The following is a 17,920-nucleotide window of genomic DNA, read 5'->3' as shown; positions in this document are numbered from 1 at the left end:
CAGTCGGAAAGAGTAATGGGCGGGGACGGGACCACAGACCTGAATTGGCCCGTCTCCGCCCCTTCTACCTCATCTAACGGCGTTCCAGCAGTCTCCGGTTCCAGGGCAGCGTGGTGAGAATGATGGCGCCCAGCGCCAGGACCGGGCCTGCCACTGTGGCGAAGACCACGACGGTGCCCGCCGTCGGAAAAACAAGGTCCAGTGCCAGCGAACCGAGCAGCTGTCCGGCGATCATTCCTAGGCCGGTCAGCAGCACGCCGAGGGACCTCACGAGGAGCGCCCCGATCCCGATGAACAGGCACCCCATCGGCCCGCCGATGTAGTACCACCACTCCGCCGGCAGAGATTCGGGAGGACCGGCTATCAGCAGCTTCAGCAGCCAGGCCACCAGCAGCACGACCGATCCCGCGATGAAGTTCATCAGGGTCGCCGTAATGGGAGTGCCGTAATGAACGGCAGCGGTTCCGTTCATGGCCTGCTGGAAACTCACCAGAATGCCGGCCGTGATTGGAAGCAGCAGCGGCAGGATGAGTGCCGCCGTCGTACCTGATCCTTCGATCCTGGGCGAAACAGCCCAGATGACCGCCGCTACCGTGAGCGTCACTCCGATCACCCGCATGGGGGTAATCAGGCGCCGTCCTCCGGGTCCTATCCCGACCCTGTCGACGGCGAGCCCGCTCAGCGTCTGCCCCATCACGGCGGCGACCGTGAACAGTGCCACTCCCAGGATTGAAACGGTGAGCGCCTGCGAGAAGACGAACAGCGCGCCGATTGCTCCTGCCGCGAGGTAGAGACGGGGAAAGCGCCGCTCACGTACCGCCGGCACCAGTTGCGCAAGCCCCGCCCGTCCGCGCGGGAGCAGAAGCGAAATGAGGATCATCAGTACCAGCCCGGTACCGAAACTGATGAGACCGGCCGCGAGACCGTCATCAAGGGTTTGCCCCAGCGCGCCGTTGATCCTGCTTTGGAGTGGTATGGCAACCCCGGCAGCTATCGCCAACGGGAGGCCGACGACGGCGGGCAGCTGGCGGGCGTGAGACACCCGTTAACCCTAGGGCAACGTTGCGTGCGGACCGATCGCTCAGGGCAGGCATGATGTAACCATGAGCAATGACACAGAAGTGGCTATCCGCGACTCAATGATCCGGCTGGGTCAGTTGATCAAGCTGGCCAACCTCGCCGAGGACGGCGTGGAGGCCAAGGAACTGATCGAGAACGGCCTGGTGAAGGTCAACGGAGAGATCGAGGATCGCCGCGGACGACAACTTCACCCGGGTGATGCAGTGACAGTGAACGGGGTTACCGTCACCATAGTGCAGGGGTAGCCTGCGCAACGCATGCCCTCAACAGATCGCCGGGCGGCAGGTAGGTATAGATCGGCGCACCCGCTACTTTGAGCGTTCGGCCTCGCACACTGCAACGAGGAAATCCGACGACGGCGTCCAGGCTCTCAGGTCCCAGGTAGCCAGGCGCAGCGATACGGTGAAACCAGCGCCGGCCGCGTCAGCGAAGAACTCGTCGAAGGTGTAGTCACGCCCTGCGCCGAACCCGACAATCAAGCGCCCGCCCCTCGCCAGATGGCGGTGCAAGCGCGTCAGAACCTCCCGCGACGTACCCGGGGCCAGAAAAGCGAGGACGTTCCCCGCGCAGACGATCACGTCGAAAGGTTCCGCGATGCCGCGCGCAGGCAAGTCCAGCTCGGTCAGATCTTCCACCAGCCAGACGGAATCCGGATGGGCCGCCCGGGCAGCTTCGACCAGCTCGGCGTCGGCATCAACCCCAACCACTGTATGGCCCCGTCGGGCAAGCTCACCGCCGACCCGGCCCTGCCCGCAACCGGCGTCGAGGATGCGGGTATTTCGGGCAGCCAGTGCGTCGATACAGCGTGCTTCCCCGTGCAGGTCTGCGCCCTGCGCGGTCAGCTGCTCAAAATGCCGGATATAGGCCGCTGAGCGGTTGGGATCCTGACGCTTTCCTGCCTCCCAGAGCGATTCTGTTCCCACGCTCGAGAGTCTAGCCCGCGATTGCGGGGCCGCAGTGCATCATCTGCGGACCCCGGGCACGACCATCTGCAGGAACTCCCGGACATGTTTCAGTTCCTGCGTATTGATGCTGTGATACATCCCCGCGTAGAGAACCTTGGTCAGCTTCGAGTGGCCGTTGAGCCAGCCATGGGTGAACTCGATCCTGTCAGCCGGGATAACCGGGTCTTCCTGGTCGCGGCCCCAGAAGAACGGCACAGGATTGGCAGCGAGCTCGCTGTCGCGGAAGAACCCGTTGCCTTCCGCCGGAACCACAAAGCCTGAAAGCCCGATGACGGCAGCGTAGTCGGTTGGGCGGGCACGCAACATTGAGCTGGCCACAGCCATACCCATTGAGAAGCCGAGGAGGGTCACGCTCGAGTGCGGCTCCTTGATGGAGTCCACCCAGTCGATGACGTCCTGGACCGCCGAGGTGACCTTGTCGACGGAATAGGCGACGTCCTGCATCAGCGGGAACCAGGTGAAACCCGGCCCCTGCGCTACGGGTGCGCGGAGGGAAGCCACCGTGAATTCGTCCGGCAGGAATTCGAGGATGCCCATCAGGTCTTCCTCGTTGGCCATGTGACCGTGCAGCAGCACGAGCAGGGGTGTTCCCTCACGCTCGTCCTCGGGCTTCGACCAGACAACCACGGGGGCATTCCCAGGCGCAGTCCCAGGTTCAGCGGCAATTCCGGAAGCAGACACAGCAGAGCCGTCGGGCGAAGAGAGATCCGTCATTGCTCCATAGTGGCATGCTTGCGGGGAGCAGGAAGTAATTACGGGCATGTAGGGGCACGCATCGGGAAGGATGACACAGTGAACGATCTCCCGTCAGAACTGAATGACCAACCCCACCCCTGGAACCGCTACGTCGCCCTGGGCGACTCCTTCACCGAGGGCATCGGTGACCCCAACCCCGACAGCCATGGCGGCTACCGCGGCTGGGCCGACCGGGTGGCGGAGGAACTCAGCCGTGGGCATGAGAGCTTCGCCTACGCCAACCTCGCCGTACGGGGCCGGCTCCTGCAGGAGATCCTCGATACCCAGGTTGGTCCCGCCGTCGAACTCAAACCGGACCTGGTGACCCTCTCTGCCGGAGGCAACGACCTGATCCGTCCCGGCGGCGATCCGGACCGTCTGGCCGCGAAGCTCGACGGCGCGGTGGAGGTGCTTGCCGCAACCGGCGCCACGGTGGTCCTCTTCACCGGGCCGGATGCGCGGGACACCGTCCTTGGCAGCATTCGGGCCAAGACCGCGATCTACAACGAGAACATCCGCATCGTCGCCGCCAGGCATGACGCCGTCATCGCCGACATGTGGGCCCTGCGTCAACTGGTGAACCCCCAGATGTGGGATGAGGACAGGCTGCACTTCTCACCGCTCGGGCATCACACCATCGCCTTCATGGTCCTGGACACGCTCGCGGTCAGCCATCAGCTGCAGCCGCTGGAACCGAAGCCTTTGCCGCCGAAGAGCTGGCGGGTTGCGCGGAGCGAAGACCTGGTGTGGGCACGGGAGTACTTCGTGCCGTGGGTACTTCGCAGGATCCGTCACCGTTCCTCCGGCGACGGCATTACGGCCAAGCGGCCGGAACCTGCACCCATCTTCGGCCCGGGCATGCCTCCGGGGTCGGGAACCTGACGGTTCGGAAACGAGACAGGTGCCGGGCCGCGGTGAGTCGCGGCTACAACGCGCCGTCGTCGTCGTAGAACGCGGCCTCCAGCGCCGGTTCAAGCTGAGCTATCTCGGTGAGGAAGGCATCGTGCCCGATTGGTGAGGCGATGGTGTGCACGGCCACATTGCCGGGCAGGGCGGATGCCAGCTCGTGGGATTGTGAGGGCCAGTACAGTCGGTCGGAGGCAACCGCCGCAACGAAGAACTTCGCCGTTGCGTCGGCCAGCGCAGTGCCGAGACCGCCCCGGTCGCGGGCGACGTCGTGGCTCATCAGCGCTTCGGTGAGGATCAGGTAGCTGTTGGCATCAAACCGTCCGACCAGCTTGTCCGCCTGATGGTCCAGGTAGCTCTCCACCTGGTAGCGCCCGCGCCCCGAGGGCAGAGGTGACCCGAAAGGCTCCTCGAGGCCCTGGGCAGCGCGTCCGAACCGGTGGTCGAACTCGGCCTCCGAGCGGTACGTGATGTGCGCGATCCGCCGAGCCAGGCCCAACCCCAGCTCCGGGCCCGCGGACCCGTAGTAGTCGCCGCCGGCAAACCGCGGATCCAGCCTGATGGCCTGTACCTGCGCCTGTGCAAAGGCGATCTGCTCGGCCGTGCTTGCCGCTCCGCAGGAGATGACGGCGCAGCGCTGAACGCGTTGCGGGTAGGTCACCGCCCATTCAAGGGCCCGCGCACCTCCCATGGAGCCGCCGAGCACCGAGTGCCATGAGTCAATACCCAGGAGGTCCGCGAGCAGAGCCTCGGCGCGGACGGAATCACGGATGGTGACGAAGGGAAACCTCGAGCCCCACGGTCTGCCGTCGGGGTCGAGCGAAGCGGGTCCGGTGGACCCGTAGCAGCCGCCCAGCATATTGATGGACACGACGAAGTACCGGTCGGTGTCGATGGTCCTGCCGGGACCAACCAGGCCGTCCCACCAGCCGTCTTCTGTTGAGTCTCCCCTGGCGACGTGCGAACTGCCCGTGAGCGCATGCTCAACGAGCACTGCGTTGGAGGCATCCGCATTGAGCGTCCCCCACGTCTCGTACGCCAGAACGACGTCGGGCAGGTGGCCGCCGGTTTCCAGTGTGAAAGGGCCGATGGAGAGCCGCTGCACGACGACGCCGTCAGCAGACTCCGCCTCGTAGTGCGGTTCCGCTGTGGTGATCCCTGTCAAACCTGCCGCCTTTGTGAATCGCGCTTGCTCCTGCACACTGCGTGCAGGGCCTGGTCGTCACCCGGGGCACCCCACCGCGAGAGGAGGGTTGCCGGACAGTAAGCCGGGGCTGGTGGCGGGAAGGAACCCACCGCACTGTCACTCGTGACCTCGTACAAGAAAACCCGACCGGGGCGGGAAAGGGCAAGTATTGTGACTCGCAGTGAAATGGTCCGACGTTGGTAGGGCGATGCCCGGCGGCAGAGCTTGAGTGGGGCCGCTCTCGTCTATGGGCAACGGGCAGCCCCACCCAAGGGGGACACCCAATGGGCGTCCCTGCCAGGAAACTCCGGCGGTCTCGGAACCGGGTTCCCTGTCCGCACAACTATCCGTGGCTGACCTTGGGGTTTACTTGGGCACCTAGCCTCGATAGCTGTGACTTAGGCAACCCTTAGTCGAGGCGTCCATCACAAAGTGCCAAAATGGGGCCATGCGCCTGGATCATGTGTCTTATGCCTGCGAACCCGACGGCCTGACGGCCACTGCGGACCGGATTTCCGACGCCCTGGGCGTCGAATTTGTGAAGGGTGGAGTACACCCGCGGTTCGGTACCCGAAACATGATTTGCCCTCTGGCCAATGGCCAGTACCTGGAAGTCGTCGAGGTTCTCGACCATCCTGCATCGGACAAGGCTCCTTTCGGCCAGGCCGTGCGGGCCCGGTCCGAAGCCGGCGGCGGCTGGATGGGCTGGTGCGTTGCCGTTGACGACCTCGCACCTTTCGAAGAGCGCCTCGGCCGCAGCGCCGTACCCGGCAACCGCAAGTTCCCTGACGGCCAGGAGCTGACCTGGCAGCAGATCGGCATCAAGGGCCTGATCGCAGACCCGCAGGTTCCCTATATGATCCGCTGGGATGACGGCACGGAGTCCCTCCACCCGTCGCAGGCCCGGCCGGCGTCGGTACGCCTCAGTGCGCTGACCATCGCAGGGTCCGCCGAGCGTGTCACGGAATGGCTCGGCACCCCCGCCAACCATCCGCTGGACGACGTCGACGTGGAGTGGATCGCTCCCAACGGCACCCCGGGCATCATGTCGGTCACGTTCGAGACCCCGAAGGGCTCCGTCAGGATCTAGTTGGAGCCTCCCCCGCTCCGGGCTAGTTCCCGAGGCCGATCGCCGGGCCGAACAGCGCGAAACCGACAAAGCCCGCAATGTCGAGGAGCGCATGAGCCACCACCAGCGGCATGACCCGTCTGGTTCGGGTGTAGGCGTACCCGAAGATCAGGCCCATGATCACGTTGCCGATGAACGGCCCGATCCCTTGATACAGGTGGTAGCTCCCGCGCAGGAGCGCTGAGGTCACAATGATCGCGGTGACGGACCACCCCAGGTCCCTGAGCCGCTCGAACAGATAGCCCACCACGATCACTTCTTCCAGCACGGCATGGCGGATCGCCGAGAGCACGAGCACCGGCAGCGTCCACCAATAGGTGTCCAGCGCCGTCGGAATGATCGCCGTGGTCAGACCGAGCGCCCGCCCGGCGGCGTAGACCCCGAGGGTCCCAACGCCGATCACCGCTGCCAGCCCCACTCCCAGACCGAAATCGACCTTGGGCTTGCTGAACGTGAAGCCGATCCGGCGGAACGCCGATTTCCCGGGCTCGGTGAGCAGGAAGAGCACAAGCACCACGGGAACCAGCGCGAAGAAGATCCCCAGCAGCTGGTACGTGAGATCGAAGTACTGCCGTTCGTCGAGGGTCGGGTTGAGCCGCGTGGTCTGCGCGGACAGCGGCGCGCGGGTCAGCTTGTCAATCAGCTCAACCACCGCATAGACCCCCGCCTGCCCGAGGGACAGACCCAGGACAATCAAAATCTCGGCTTTGATCCTCTTACGGCCCGCGGTAGGCAACAACGACGACGGCTGGCTCGTTTCGGCTGTTGGCATGCCTTCATGGTGCCGTACGGTCCCCCGCCAGCCAAAGCCCTGAGCCCTTATGCTGCCCGGAAGCGAAAAACACGAGCCCCCTGCTCGCGCGTGAGTCAACGCACGCGCTCTCCGGCACGCCACACCGCGTGGGTCAACTGCATTCCGGGGCGGTACGCGAGGTGAGTTGCGGAGGGAGCATCCAGTAACTGCAGGTCCGCGCGGTGGCCTACTGCAAGCGAGCCCACCGCGGGCGAGCCGCCGCGGGCAAGTGAGCCGGCATCGTGCGGGGTTTGTTCCCGGTGGAGGGCGAGCGCACCTCCATAGGTGGCTGCGCGAACAGCCTCATGGATGGTGAGGCCCATCTGCAGCACGGCGGTAGCCACACAGAAGGCCATGGACGTGGTGTAGGACGTACCGGGGTTGCAGTTCGAGGCGAGCGCGATCGGGACCCCGGCATCCAGTAGCCGGCGGGCCGGCGCGAGCGGCTGCCGCGTGGACAGGTCGCAGGCGGGAAGGCACGTGGCCACGGTACCGCGGGCGCCGGAACCGTCCTTCCAATCCGACCACGAACCGGCGAGCGCATCGATGTCCGACGACGTCAGGTAGTTCACGTGGTCGACGCTGGCCGCCTGCTCGTCCACCGCGAGCTGCACGCCCTCCCCCGGTCCCAGCTGGTTGCCATGTACCCGCAGGCCAAGGCCGGCCTCCTTGCAGGCGCGGAGCACTTCCCTGCTTTGCTCGGGGGTGAAGGCACCGGTTTCGCAGAAGACATCGGCCCACTGTACGTATGGGCGGACGGCGCGCAGCATCGGCCCGGTGACGGTCCGCACGTAGTCATCCGCGGACCATCCCTGAGGGACGAGATGCGCCCCGAGGAAGGTGACCTCGTCGGCCGTTGCAGCCGCAATCCGCGCGCTGCGTGCTTCCTCCTCCACGTCGAGTCCATAGCCGGTCTTGGTTTCCAGGTAGGTGGTGCCTGAGGACGCTGCCTCGTCGGCGCGCCGGGCTACAAGAACGCCGAGCTCGTCATCTGATGCCAGACGGGTAGCCTCCACCGTGACGGAGATGCCGCCGGCGGCGTACGACTTCCCGGCCATCCGTGCTTCGAATTCGGCGGTGCGGTCACCTGCGAACACCAGGTGGGTGTGGCTGTCCACCCAGCCGGGCAGGCAGGCGCGGCCGCCGGCGTCGTAGTGCTCATCAGCGGCCGGCGCGTTCCGGGACGGGCCGATCCAGGTGATCCGCTCTCCCTCCAGGACGACGGCGGCATCCGTCAGCACGCGGTGTTCGGCGTCCTGCGTCATGAGTTCGCTGATGTTGGTGATCAGCGTTGAAGCGTCACCCGCGGTTTCCGTCATGCCTGCACCTTCCGTGCCGTTGCTGCCTCATCGAGCCGGACGACGGCGTCGACCAGCAAACGGGCCGGATCCCCCAGCCTTACGTGGTGCCCCTTGCGGGCGAGTAGTTTTCCACCGACGACGACGGCGGTAACATCCTGCGCAGTGGCCGTCAGTGGGAGCTGCGCCGGGTGGGAGCCGGCTGTGCGTGATGTTGCGGGGTCGACGGCCACCAGGTCGCAGACCTGGCCCGGGTTCAGCCCGGCCGCCGGGCGCCCCTGTGCCCTGGATCCACTGGTCGAGGCCGCCCGCACCAGGTCGGCGGGTGAAAATCGTCCGCGCTGTCCGCTGGCCAACCGCTCGCCGTGTTCCAGTGCCCGCATTTCAAGCCAGGGGTCGACGACGGCGTGCTGGTCGGTGCCCAACGCCACCACCGCGCCTGCGTCCTGCAATTCGCGTGCCGGGCCGATGCCGTCGGCGAGGTCCGCTTCCGTGGTGGGACACATGGCCACGGTTACCCCTGCTTCCCCGAGGAGGCCGATGTCCTCCGGGGTCAGATGCGTGGCGTGAACCGCCGTCAGCCGGTCCGAGAGCAGTTGGTGCCGAGCCAGCAGGCCGGTAGGAGTGGTGCCGCCGGCGGCGAGGCAGTCGCGGTTTTCGGCGGGCTGCTCGGAAAGGTGGATGTGCAGCGGCACGTCCTGGGGAAGGTTCTGTGCGATGTGCCCGAGTGCACGTTCATCGACCGCTCGCACGGAGTGCAGGGCAGCTCCGACGGATACCTGGGAGGCATCGAAGCTCCCGGTGATCGCTTCGCGGAGGGAGTGCCATCGGGAGAGCCACGCCTCGGCACTGCCGTCGGTGAACCGGACCTGTTCGGGGAGGACCGGTGCGCCGAAGCCGGAGGAAAGGTAGCAGGTGTCCAGCAGGGTCAGCCGGATGCCGGCTTTGACCGCCCCGCGGGCCAGCGCGAACTCCATGGCGTGTGCACCGTTGCCGTGCGCGTTTGGGCTGTCCGACCGGTCATACGGCGTGCCGTCCGGCCGGTGGTGCAGGTAGTGGAACTCGGCGACGCTGGTCCAGCCGGCCGCCACCATCTCGGTGTAGACGGCGGTGGCCAATTCTTCGTACAGCTCCGGGGTAAGGGTGCCTGCCGCCTGGTACATTGCCTCGCGCCAGGTCCAGAACGTTCCGGTACCGGAGTGGGTCCGTCCGCGGAGAACCCGGTGGAACGCATGGGAGTGGGCGTTGGCCGCTGCCGGGAAGACGACGCCGTCGAGGCGCAGGTCCCCGGGTGCGCATTCACTCCCGGGAGTCACCCGGCGGACGATGCCGTCGTCGTCGATCTCGGCTCGGACACCGGCCGCAATGTCTCCCGGCTCCAGCCAGGCCTGCTCGCACCACACGGTTTTCACAGCAGCCGCTCCAGAACGTCGGCGAGGGCGACTGCACCGGAGTCGGCGTCGTCGGATTCGACGTGTTCCTCCGGCGAATGGCTGATGCCGGTGGGGTTGCGCACGTACAGCATGGCCGAGGGCACGTGCGCGGCGAGGATGCCGGCGTCGTGCCCGGCGCCGGTAGGCAGGCCGGGAGCGCCGGGGATCGCGAGCTGCAGTTGACGCTGGAGTTCGCCGTCAAAGGTGACGGTTCCGCTCACCGACTCCCGGGTCAGTGCCGCCCTGCACCCTTCGAACGCCGCAGCTTTCTGGGCCTGGCCGTGAATGGTTTCCACGAGCGCGGCGGTGGTGGCGTCGTCCGGGTGCCGGACGTCTATCCAGAGGTCCACCCGGGAGGCGATCACGTTGGTGCCGCCGGGGATCGGCTGCATCCGGCCCACTGTGGCGCGTGCCTCGGGGGTAGCCGCGGCGGTCTTCCGGATCGCGAGGATGATCTGAGCCGCCGCCACCATGGGGTCGGCTCGGTCCTCCATGAGGGTGGTGCCGGCGTGGTTGCCCTGCCCCGTGATCGTCAGCTTCCACCGCCCGTGGCCGATGATCGACGTGCCGACGGCTATGGGGAAGTCGAGGTCGATCAGTCCGCGGCCCTGCTCGACGTGAAGCTCCACGAAGTCACCGATCCGGCGAAGCGCCTCCTCGTCCCTGCCGAGGTGCGCAGGGTCCAGCCCGTTGGCGCGAGCGGCTTCGGCGAACGTGACGCCGTCGGGATCCCTGAGGTTCCGTGCGGTGTCCGCGTCGATGCTTCCGGTCAGCAGCCGCGAGCCCAGACAGGCCACACCGAAACGTGAACCTTCCTCTTCGGGGAACACTGCGACGGCGAGCGCCCGTTGAGGCTGGACACCCCGCTCTTTCAGGAGGTCGACGGCGGCGAGAGCGGAAGCGACACCGAGCGGCCCGTCGAAGGCGCCGCCGCCGGGGACGGAATCCAGGTGGCTGCCGGTGACGAGCGCGCCGTCGCGGGTGGAACTGTTGTGCGTACCGGGAATGTCCCACCACGCCCAGAGGACGCCATTGCGGTCGGTCTCGAGGTCGAGGCCGCGGCGGGCCGCCTCCTGCTGGAACCAGGACCTCAGGTCGAGCTCCGCGGTAGAGAAGACAGGGCGGGAATAGCCGCCGCGGACGGCATCACGTCCGACGTCCTCGATCGATCCAAGCAGGCTGCTTACGCTCTCCAAAAGGTTTTTCCCTTCCCGTGTTCGGACGTTACTCGTGGGGTCCCCTGTTACCCCTATCAAGATTGGGCGAGCAGGCCTAGACTCGCCACACACTGCTATCGACGATCAATGGAGGAGCTCATCGTGAGCGGACGTGTTGTACATTTTGAGATCCCTTTCGACGATGGTGATCGCGCCCGGACGTTCTACAGCGAAACGTTCGGCTGGACCACGTCGCAGATGCCCGAGTTCGACTACACTGCCGCGGTCTCCGGACCGACCACCGAGCAGGGAATGCCCGAAGTGCCCGGCTTTATCAACGGTGGCATGTTCAAGCGTGACGGTGGTCCGTTGTCCGGCCCTATCATCACGATCGAGGTCGAGAGCATTACAGACACCCTGAGGAAGATCGAGTCGCTTGGCGGCTCCGCTGTCGGAGAGAAGCTGGCCGTGGGAGGTATGGGGTTCGCAGCGTACTTCCGCGATCCCGAGGGCAACGTTATGGGACTCTGGCAGAACGCCTAGCCCCCGGCCCGCGGGTCCGGTGTCAGCTCTCCATGGGGATGCGGACGCCACGCTCACGGGCCACCTCCTGCGCGCGCTCGTAGCCTGCGTCGACGTGGCGAATCACGCCGGTTCCCGGATCGTTGGTCAGGAGCCGCTCAAGCTTCTCTGCGGCGAGCGCCGTTCCGTCTGCAACTGAGACCTGCCCGGCGTGGATGGAGCGCCCGATGCCGACGCCGCCGCCATGGTGGATCGACACCCAGGTGGCGCCGGAGGCGGTATTGAGCAGGGCGTTCAGCAGCGGCCAGTCGGCGATGGCGTCGGAACCGTCGGCCATGGATTCGGTCTCACGGTACGGCGATGCGACGGAACCCGAGTCGAGGTGGTCCCGGCCGATCACGATGGGCGCGGAAACCTTGCCCTCGGCGACGAGCCGGTTGAAGAGGAGGCCGGCCTTCGCGCGGTCGCCATAACCGAGCCAGCAGATGCGTGCCGGCAGACCTTCGAACTCCACGAGCTCTCCGGCGGCATCGAGCCAGCGGTGCAGGTGCTCGTTCTCCGGGAACAGCTCCTTGAGTGCGGCGTCGGTCACGGCGATGTCCGCCGGATCACCCGACAGTGCCACCCAGCGGAAGGGGCCAAGCCCCTCGCAGAAGAGCGGCCGAACATAGGCGGGAACGAAGCCGGGGAATTCGAAGGCCCGCTCGTAGCCGCCCTTGCGCGCTTCGTCCCGGATGGAGTTGCCGTAGTCGAATACCGTCGCTCCGGCGTCCTGGAACCCGACCATCGCCTCGACGTGCCGGGCCATGGACGTTTGGGCCTTCTTGGTGAAGCCGTCCGGGTCACTGGATGCTTCGCGCTCCCATTCGTCGACACCGACACCCTCGGGGAGATAGCTCAGCGGATCGTGGGCGGAGGTCTGGTCCGTCACGATGTCGATGGTGAACTCGCCATTGCGCTGCCGCTCCAGCAGCGCGGGCAGAATCTCGGCGGCATTACCGACAACGCCCACCGACAGTGCGCGCTTCTCGCGCTTCGCTTCGAAGACCTGCGCGAGTCCTTCCTCCAGGTTGGCAGCGACGACGTCGAGGTAGCGTTTGGCGGCACGCCGGCGAAGGCGGGTCTCGTCGACGTCGAGAATCAGGACCGCGCCGCCGTTGAGGGTGACCGCCAGCGGCTGGGCGCCGCCCATGCCGCCACACCCCGCGGTGAGGGTCAGGGTGCCCGCGAGGGTCCCGCCGAAACGGGCCTTCGCGACGGCGGCGAAGGTTTCATACGTCCCCTGCAGGATTCCCTGTGTGCCGATGTAGATCCAGGATCCGGCGGTCATCTGCCCGTACATCATGAGGCCCTCGGCCTCCAGCCGGCGGAACTCGGGCCAGGTGGCCCAGTCCCCCACGAGGTTCGAGTTGGCGAGGAGAACGCGCGGCGCCCACGGGTTGGTGCGGAAGACGCCGACCGGCTTGCCCGACTGGACCAGCAGCGTTTCGTCCTCTTCGAGATCCTTCAGCGTTGCAACAATCGCGTCATACGCCTCCCAGCTTCGCGCTGCCCTCCCGGTGCCGCCATAGACAACGAGGTCTTCCGGCCGCTCGGCCACCTCGGGGTCGAGGTTGTTCATCAGCATGCGCAGAGGTGCTTCGGTCTGCCAGCTTTTCGCGGACAGCTCGGTGCCGCGCGGTGCGCGCACGGTGCGCGAGGGGTCGTGCTGGGTGAATCCGGTCATGACAGTGCTCCTGTTGTCGGGGGCTCGTTCGTAAGGGGTGCTTCAGTGTCCGTCGGGGCGGTGAGGATTCCGGCCGCTTCGGCGGCTACCTGGTGGCCGATCCGGCGCGCGCCGTCGTCGCTGATCCGGTAACTCGGCACGACCACGCTGAGCGCGGCGACAACCTGTCCGCCGGAGACGACGGGCGCAGCGATCGCCGTCACGTCCGGCTCGATGCCGTTGCTGACCACCACAAACCCGTCCGCCGGCGTTCCTCCGCTCAGGACCGCCCCGGCGGCGGAGCCTTCCAGCGGGATGCTCCGTCCCACCCAGCTGGTGTGGCGGACGGAATGGGTTCCCTCCCGGACGGAGAGGTAGATGCCGTGGCCGTCGTGCGAGGGAACGTTGAGGTAGGCCGACTCCCCCGTTGAACCGACCAGCCGCTCGAGTGCGCCCTCCGCCAGCGACACGAGTGATTCGTGCGAGAGCGCCTGTGCGCCGAGCTGGACCACGCGCATGCCGGGCCGGTAGCCGTCGTCGTCGCGGCGGACAAAGCCGGTGCCCTCCAGGGTGCGGAGCAGCCGCAGCGCCGTGGAGGCCGAGAGACCCGCGTCGCGGGCAGCGTCGGCGAGGGTCACCGACCCGCGGTCGCATACCGTTCCGAGGAGCAACAGCGCCCGCTCGACGGTGCGGGTGGAGGTATCCGCCACAGTTCTTTCCTTGCGTTCGAGGCCAATTTGTATTTCACTTATTGAAACGCTCATTTCATCAGTTGGCAAGAGCGGGCGATCGCAGGACGGAAAGAGGACAGGGCATGCGAGACACAACCACGGTGAAGATAGGCCTTGAAGCACTGGCGCCCGCGGACGTCGTGGCCGTAGCGCGGCATGGCGCCCGGGTCGAGCTCGGCGAAGACTCCCTGGCCGCAATGGAAGCCAGCCGTTCGGTGATCGATTCCCTCATCGACGACCCCATCCCGCACTACGGCGTGTCCACCGGCTTCGGCGCCCTGGCCACCAAGCACATCCCCGTCCAGGAGCGCACACACCTCCAGCGCAGCCTCATCCGGAGCCACGCAGCGTCCTCTGGCGCGGAAGTTGACCGCGAGGTGGTGCGCGGGCTGATGCTGGGCCGGCTCTCAACGATGGCAACCGGGCGCACGGGAGTCCGGCCCGTAGTCGCACAGACCTACGCGGACATGTTGAACGCCGGCATCACGCCGGTGATCGGCGAGTACGGGTCGCTCGGGTGCTCCGGCGACCTCGCCCCGCTCTCGCACGTTGCGCTGGCTCTCATGGGCGAGGGCGAGGCACGGAATGACGACGGCGTGCTGGTTCCTGCCGGCAAGGCCCTCGCTGCCGCCGGTATTGCCCCGGTGGAGTTACGGGAGAAGGAGGGTCTGGCCCTCATCAACGGCACCGACGGCATGCTCGGCATGCTTGTTCTTGCCTCCGCCGACCTTCACCGGCTGCTGCGTACGGCGGATCTTGCCGCGGCCATGAGCGTGGAGGGCCTGCTGGGCACCGACAGCGTCTTCGCGGAGGACCTGCACCAACTGCGGCCCCATCCAGGCCAGGTCACGTCGGCAGCGAACATCCGGCGGGTGCTCCGCGGGTCGCGCCTTATCGGTGAGCATGCCTCGGAGGAACGCAAGGCGCACCGGTTCACCCGGGTCCAGGACGCCTACTCCCTGCGGTGTGCGCCGCAGGTCCACGGCGCCGCGCGGGCCACACTGGCCCACGTAGAGTCAGTTGCTGCGATTGAGCTGGGCTCCGCTATCGACAATCCGGTGGTCACCGTTGACGGCCGTGTGGAGTCGAACGGAAATTTCCACGGCGCGCCCATCGGCTATGCACTCGACTTCCTCGCAATCGCCGTCGCGGACCTTGCCTCGATGAGCGAACGCCGGACGGACCGTTTCCTCGACAAGAGCCGCAACCACGGCCTCAACCCCTTCCTGGCGCACGATCCGGGTGTGGATTCCGGCCACATGATCGCCCAGTACACCCAGGCCGGAATCGTGTCCGAGCTCAAGAGGCTTGCGGTCCCGGCCTCGGTTGACTCGATTCCCTCCTCGGCCATGCAGGAGGACCATGTGTCGATGGGGTGGGCCGCGGGTCTGAAGCTGCGCCGCGCGCTGGATGGACTGACTCGCGTGGTGGCGATCGAGCTACTGACCGCTGCGCGCGCCCTCGACGCCCGCGACGGCGGACTCGGCACCTCGTGCAGTTCGGCCGCCATCCACGCTGCTCGCGCCGCCATCCGCGAAGTGGTTGACGGACCGGGGACGGACCGATACCTCGCACCGGAGATCGAGGCGGTGCGGAAGCTGGTGGAGGCTGGTGTGGTGCTTGCCGCCGTCGACGGCGTCCTGGACGAACCGCTGGCGTAGCTGCTGCTGTCCGCCCTCCCGCGGGCATAATAATGGCGCTCTGAGAAACTCAGAGCGCCATTATGTGACCACGCCGCTGGAGGGGTGGGGGCGGTTGCCCCTACCAGCGATGGGCCACGTCTATAACCACCCTGGATGAGGTGCCCGGTCCGTCGAGGGTGAAGACCCGGAACGGGAGACGGGCGCGGACGCCGAGACCGAAGGTTGTTCGGCTCTCGAAGCTGTCCACGTAAGCCACCTGGCGGAAAGTCGTGAATCCTGCCACGTTGACCGCTTCTGACCTGACGGCCGGGCGGTAGGTTGCGTTGCCCCCTCCGTCGTAAGCCGGCGCGTTGACGGTGAGCTGCATATCAGCACCACCCCTTAGCGGTGTGACCATGCCGGAGGTCCCGACGACGGCCTTCACATACCGGACGGTGTAGCCGGCGCCTTTGCCCCGCACATCGATCACGAGCCGATCGAAGCAGGCGTGGCGTCCGGCCCTCGCGTTGACCACCGGGGCACTGGTTTGTGCAGTGCTGGTCTTCGCAAGTGAGCCCCACGTGATTCCGCAGTAGTGAGCTGCGGAGGCGGGGCTTGGCGCTACCAGGCCGAATCCGACAATGAGGAGCAGACTCGCCAGCAGCGCACGAAGTGTGTGCATGATGCACCACCTTTCGAAGTGAGAGTTGGTGGGATCATCGTAGAACTGCACATACGGAGAAGAACCGGCCCTGGACCCATCGGCATCCAACTGTTACGGCTGGAGCAATGACGCCTCACTCACCTACGGTTTCGACTACGAAATGCAATCATTCGGTCACCGCAACGTCATCCTCTGCTTTATCTGGGGCCCACGCGGTGCTTTACAAGACCTACGCGGTGCGGGTCCCGCTGCGCAGAAACAGGTTCATGGCGGGTTCAGCGAGCCGTGCCGCTATAGGCCCGCTGATAGCCATCAGCAGTACATAGGCCGTTGCGAGTGCGGCGAGCTCGTCGGAGACAGCTCCCGAGGCAACCGCCAGGCCCGCGATCACGATGGAGAACTCGCCGCGGGCGATCAGTGCGGCGCCGGCACGGGCACGGCCCAGGGGGCCGACTCCCCGGCGTTTCGCTGCCCACCAACCCGTCATCACCTTTGTCACGGCTGTAATCGCTGCCAGCAGCAACGCGTAGCCCAACACCGGCGGGATGGTTGAGGGATCAGTGTTCAGCCCGAATACCACGAAGAAGATGGCCGCGAAGAGGTCTCGCAGTGGTTCCAGGATGCGCGTGGCGTTGGTTGCAGTTACACCCGAAATCGCGATGCCCAGGAGGAAGGCTCCGACAGCAGCGGACACCTGCATTGCGGAGGCAAACCCCGCAACGAGGAGTGCTCCACCGATCAAGGTCAGCAGAAAAACCTCGCGATCCTTCGAATCGACGATCGCGGACACGGTGTTGCCGAACCGAAGGGCAATCACCAGCACCACGGTGACGACTACGAGCGAGACGCCGACCGCCTGAAGCCCGCCGGCGAAGCTCACGCCGGCGAGTACGGTCGTAAGAATGGGAAGGTACACCGCCATGGCCAGGTCCTCGAACACAAGCAGGGAAAGGACCACCGGCGTCTCCCTGTTTCCAAGCCGTCCGAGGTCGGTCAACACCTTGGCGATAATGCCGGAGGACGAAATGTACGTCACTCCGCCGAGGACCAACGCGCCAATCGGCCCCCAGCCCAGTGCCAGCGCTATCAGCGCCCCCGGCAGGAAGTTCAGCAGGATATCAACCACGCCGGCCATCCAGGACTGTTTAAGTCCCGTCATCAGCTCCCCCGCCGTGTACTCGAGGCCCAGCAGCAGGAGCAGGAGGATGACTCCGATCTCACTGGCGATCTCGCTGAACTCCTCGAGGCCCTCGAGCTCGACAAGGCCACCCTGGCCGAAGAACAGGCCTCCGATCAGGTAGAGCGGGATGGGTGAGAGTCCGATGCGGCCCGCGAGTCGGGCAAGAAGACCCAACCCAAGGAAGACAGCACCCAACTCGATGAGGACCAGCGCACTATGATTCCCCATGCGCGGCTCAGCCGCCGCGGAGAATCTCGGCGGCGGCGTCGAGCCCTTCGGATGTACCCACTGCGACCAACAGATCACCTGCCCCGATGAGGAAGTCAGGAGTAGGCGACGCCTGTACCTGCCCCCGCCGGAGGATCGCGACGATTGAAACGCCCGACCGGGTTCTCATCTTCGTGTCGCCGAGCTTTCGCCCGTCGTACGGTGAATCCACCTCGATCAGGAACTGCCGCGTGTTGATCCCAGGCAGGTCTCGGTGTTCCTCAGTCAGCTGCGCCACAAGCTGGTGTGCTCCAAGCAGGTTGCCGAGGGTTGCCGCTTCATCCGCCGTCAACGGAATAGAAGCGAGGCAGGCATCCGGGTCATCGGCGCGGGACACAATGAGCTCGGTCTCGCCGCCACGCTGGATGACCGTTCCGATTCGCCTGCCCGACGCGGTTACGATGTCCTTCCGCACGCCAATCCCAGGCAGCGGCGTTTCTTCAAACTTCATGCTTGTACTTTAGTCCGCCGGGGCCATCCGGGATGCGGTGTGCTGTCCACCGACGGCGAAACTGCGCTTTTTGCGCGATGCAGGCCGGGGTCGAGG

At 66.2% G+C, this 17,920-nt stretch carries 18 protein-coding genes and 1 riboswitch; of the genes, 5 read left to right on the top strand and 13 right to left on the bottom strand.

The annotated features are described in order from the left end of the window. Nucleotides 1–73: 73 nt before the first annotated feature. Nucleotides 74–1,042, bottom strand: a complete 969-nt coding sequence (locus AC5RTB_RS03155; protein ID WP_494059610.1) for a DMT family transporter — start codon at nt 1,040–1,042, stop codon at nt 74–76. A 61-nt stretch (nt 1,043–1,103) separates the two neighbouring features. On the opposite strand from AC5RTB_RS03155, the gene AC5RTB_RS03150 reads away from it, so the two are divergent. Further along, nucleotides 1,104–1,325 carry an RNA-binding S4 domain-containing protein gene (locus tag AC5RTB_RS03150; protein ID WP_494059609.1) on the top strand — a complete coding sequence of 74 codons (222 nt, stop codon included), beginning with the start codon at nt 1,104–1,106 and terminating at the stop codon, nt 1,323–1,325. Nucleotides 1,326–1,388: 63 nt separating this feature from the next. Here AC5RTB_RS03150 and AC5RTB_RS03145 read toward each other — a convergent pair whose 3' ends face one another. Both AC5RTB_RS03145 and AC5RTB_RS03140 read right to left on the bottom strand, forming a co-directional pair. Further along, nucleotides 1,389–2,003 (bottom strand): class I SAM-dependent methyltransferase, encoded by a 615-nt coding sequence (locus tag AC5RTB_RS03145; RefSeq protein ID WP_494059608.1) that lies wholly within the window; start codon nt 2,001–2,003, stop codon nt 1,389–1,391. Nucleotides 2,004–2,042: 39 nt separating this feature from the next. Next, complete coding sequence (locus tag AC5RTB_RS03140; protein WP_494059607.1) at nt 2,043–2,759, bottom strand: alpha/beta hydrolase; 717 nt, start codon at nt 2,757–2,759, stop codon at nt 2,043–2,045. Between the two features lie 78 nt (nt 2,760–2,837). Here AC5RTB_RS03140 and AC5RTB_RS03135 point away from each other — a divergent pair, with 78 nt between their 5' ends. Continuing rightward, the gene (locus AC5RTB_RS03135) at nt 2,838–3,662 is read left to right on the top strand and encodes an SGNH/GDSL hydrolase family protein (RefSeq protein ID WP_494059606.1); all 825 of its coding nucleotides are present in this window, start codon (nt 2,838–2,840) and stop codon (nt 3,660–3,662) included. Nucleotides 3,663–3,705: 43 nt separating this feature from the next. On the opposite strand, the gene metX is transcribed toward AC5RTB_RS03135, so the two are convergent. Next, nucleotides 3,706–4,851 carry a homoserine O-acetyltransferase MetX gene (gene metX / locus AC5RTB_RS03130; RefSeq protein WP_494059605.1) on the bottom strand — a complete coding sequence of 382 codons (1,146 nt, stop codon included), beginning with the start codon at nt 4,849–4,851 and terminating at the stop codon, nt 3,706–3,708. Between the two features lie 15 nt (nt 4,852–4,866). Further along, nucleotides 4,867–5,001, bottom strand: a riboswitch (SAM riboswitch). A 319-nt stretch (nt 5,002–5,320) separates the two neighbouring features. Between metX and AC5RTB_RS03125 the strand changes: the two genes are divergently transcribed. Continuing rightward, nucleotides 5,321–5,962, top strand: a complete 642-nt coding sequence (locus AC5RTB_RS03125) for a VOC family protein (RefSeq protein ID WP_494059604.1) — start codon at nt 5,321–5,323, stop codon at nt 5,960–5,962. 22 nt (nt 5,963–5,984) lie between these two features. Here AC5RTB_RS03125 and AC5RTB_RS03120 read toward each other — a convergent pair whose 3' ends face one another. The 4 genes from AC5RTB_RS03120 to AC5RTB_RS03105 all read right to left on the bottom strand — a co-directional run bounded on the left by AC5RTB_RS03120 (nt 5,985) and on the right by AC5RTB_RS03105 (nt 10,721). Next, a complete protein-coding gene (locus tag AC5RTB_RS03120; RefSeq protein WP_494059603.1) occupies nt 5,985–6,773 on the bottom strand; it encodes a CPBP family intramembrane glutamic endopeptidase in 789 nt (262 codons plus the stop codon). A gap of 95 nt (nt 6,774–6,868) precedes the next feature. Then, a complete protein-coding gene (gene hutI / locus AC5RTB_RS03115) occupies nt 6,869–8,113 on the bottom strand; it encodes an imidazolonepropionase (RefSeq protein WP_494059602.1) in 1,245 nt (414 codons plus the stop codon). Beyond that, the gene (locus tag AC5RTB_RS03110) at nt 8,110–9,504 is read right to left on the bottom strand and encodes a formimidoylglutamate deiminase (protein WP_494059601.1); all 1,395 of its coding nucleotides are present in this window, start codon (nt 9,502–9,504) and stop codon (nt 8,110–8,112) included. Before AC5RTB_RS03110 ends, hutI begins: the two co-directional genes overlap by 4 nt. Then, complete coding sequence (locus tag AC5RTB_RS03105; RefSeq protein WP_494059600.1) at nt 9,501–10,721, bottom strand: allantoate amidohydrolase; 1,221 nt, start codon at nt 10,719–10,721, stop codon at nt 9,501–9,503. Before AC5RTB_RS03105 ends, AC5RTB_RS03110 begins: the two co-directional genes overlap by 4 nt. Before the next feature lie 123 nt (nt 10,722–10,844). On the opposite strand from AC5RTB_RS03105, the gene AC5RTB_RS03100 reads away from it, so the two are divergent. Then, nucleotides 10,845–11,225 (top strand): VOC family protein, encoded by a 381-nt coding sequence (locus tag AC5RTB_RS03100; RefSeq protein ID WP_494059599.1) that lies wholly within the window; start codon nt 10,845–10,847, stop codon nt 11,223–11,225. Between the two features lie 22 nt (nt 11,226–11,247). On the opposite strand, the gene hutU is transcribed toward AC5RTB_RS03100, so the two are convergent. Further along, entirely contained in the window at nt 11,248–12,930 is a 1,683-nt protein-coding gene (hutU, locus tag AC5RTB_RS03095) for a urocanate hydratase (protein WP_494059598.1), read from the bottom strand. After that, a complete protein-coding gene (locus AC5RTB_RS03090; RefSeq protein ID WP_494059597.1) occupies nt 12,927–13,619 on the bottom strand; it encodes an IclR family transcriptional regulator in 693 nt (230 codons plus the stop codon). The genes hutU and AC5RTB_RS03090 overlap by 4 nt, the downstream gene beginning before the upstream one ends. Nucleotides 13,620–13,723: 104 nt before the next feature. Here AC5RTB_RS03090 and hutH point away from each other — a divergent pair, with 104 nt between their 5' ends. Then, nucleotides 13,724–15,301 carry a histidine ammonia-lyase gene (hutH, locus tag AC5RTB_RS03085; RefSeq protein ID WP_494059596.1) on the top strand — a complete coding sequence of 526 codons (1,578 nt, stop codon included), beginning with the start codon at nt 13,724–13,726 and terminating at the stop codon, nt 15,299–15,301. Between the two features lie 100 nt (nt 15,302–15,401). Here the strand turns inward: hutH and AC5RTB_RS03080 are convergent, their stop codons facing one another. The 3 genes from AC5RTB_RS03080 to AC5RTB_RS03070 form a co-directional block, all read right to left on the bottom strand. Next, nucleotides 15,402–15,944, bottom strand: a complete 543-nt coding sequence (locus tag AC5RTB_RS03080) for an AMIN-like domain-containing (lipo)protein (protein ID WP_494059595.1) — start codon at nt 15,942–15,944, stop codon at nt 15,402–15,404. A 211-nt stretch (nt 15,945–16,155) separates the two neighbouring features. After that, nucleotides 16,156–17,334 (bottom strand): cation:proton antiporter, encoded by a 1,179-nt coding sequence (locus tag AC5RTB_RS03075; protein ID WP_494059594.1) that lies wholly within the window; start codon nt 17,332–17,334, stop codon nt 16,156–16,158. 7 nt (nt 17,335–17,341) lie between these two features. Then, on the bottom strand, nt 17,342–17,824 hold the full coding sequence (locus AC5RTB_RS03070; RefSeq protein WP_494059593.1) for a cation:proton antiporter regulatory subunit: 483 nt from the start codon (nt 17,822–17,824) through the stop codon (nt 17,342–17,344). Between the last annotated feature and the right edge of the window lie 96 nt (nt 17,825–17,920).

Source organism: Arthrobacter sp. M71 S08, assembly GCF_059089725.1.
This window is presented reverse-complemented; position numbering and strand designations above follow the sequence as displayed.

Bases quoted from the DNA above. Each gene is read 5' to 3' on its own strand.
- hutU (WP_494059598.1), bottom strand. From the start codon at position 12,930: ATGACCGGATTCACCCAGCACGACCCCTCGCGCACCGTGCGCGCACCG.
- AC5RTB_RS03120 (WP_494059603.1), bottom strand. From the start codon at position 6,773: ATGCCAACAGCCGAAACGAGCCAGCCGTCGTCGTTGTTGCCTACCGCG.
- AC5RTB_RS03080 (WP_494059595.1), bottom strand. From the start codon at position 15,944: ATGCACACACTTCGTGCGCTGCTGGCGAGTCTGCTCCTCATTGTCGGA.
- AC5RTB_RS03140 (WP_494059607.1), bottom strand. From the start codon at position 2,759: ATGACGGATCTCTCTTCGCCCGACGGCTCTGCTGTGTCTGCTTCCGGA.
- AC5RTB_RS03150 (WP_494059609.1), top strand. From the start codon at position 1,104: ATGAGCAATGACACAGAAGTGGCTATCCGCGACTCAATGATCCGGCTG.
- hutI (WP_494059602.1), bottom strand. From the start codon at position 8,113: ATGACGGAAACCGCGGGTGACGCTTCAACGCTGATCACCAACATCAGC.
- AC5RTB_RS03075 (WP_494059594.1), bottom strand. From the start codon at position 17,334: ATGGGGAATCATAGTGCGCTGGTCCTCATCGAGTTGGGTGCTGTCTTC.
- AC5RTB_RS03070 (WP_494059593.1), bottom strand. From the start codon at position 17,824: ATGAAGTTTGAAGAAACGCCGCTGCCTGGGATTGGCGTGCGGAAGGAC.
- AC5RTB_RS03125 (WP_494059604.1), top strand. From the start codon at position 5,321: ATGCGCCTGGATCATGTGTCTTATGCCTGCGAACCCGACGGCCTGACG.
- hutH (WP_494059596.1), top strand. From the start codon at position 13,724: ATGCGAGACACAACCACGGTGAAGATAGGCCTTGAAGCACTGGCGCCC.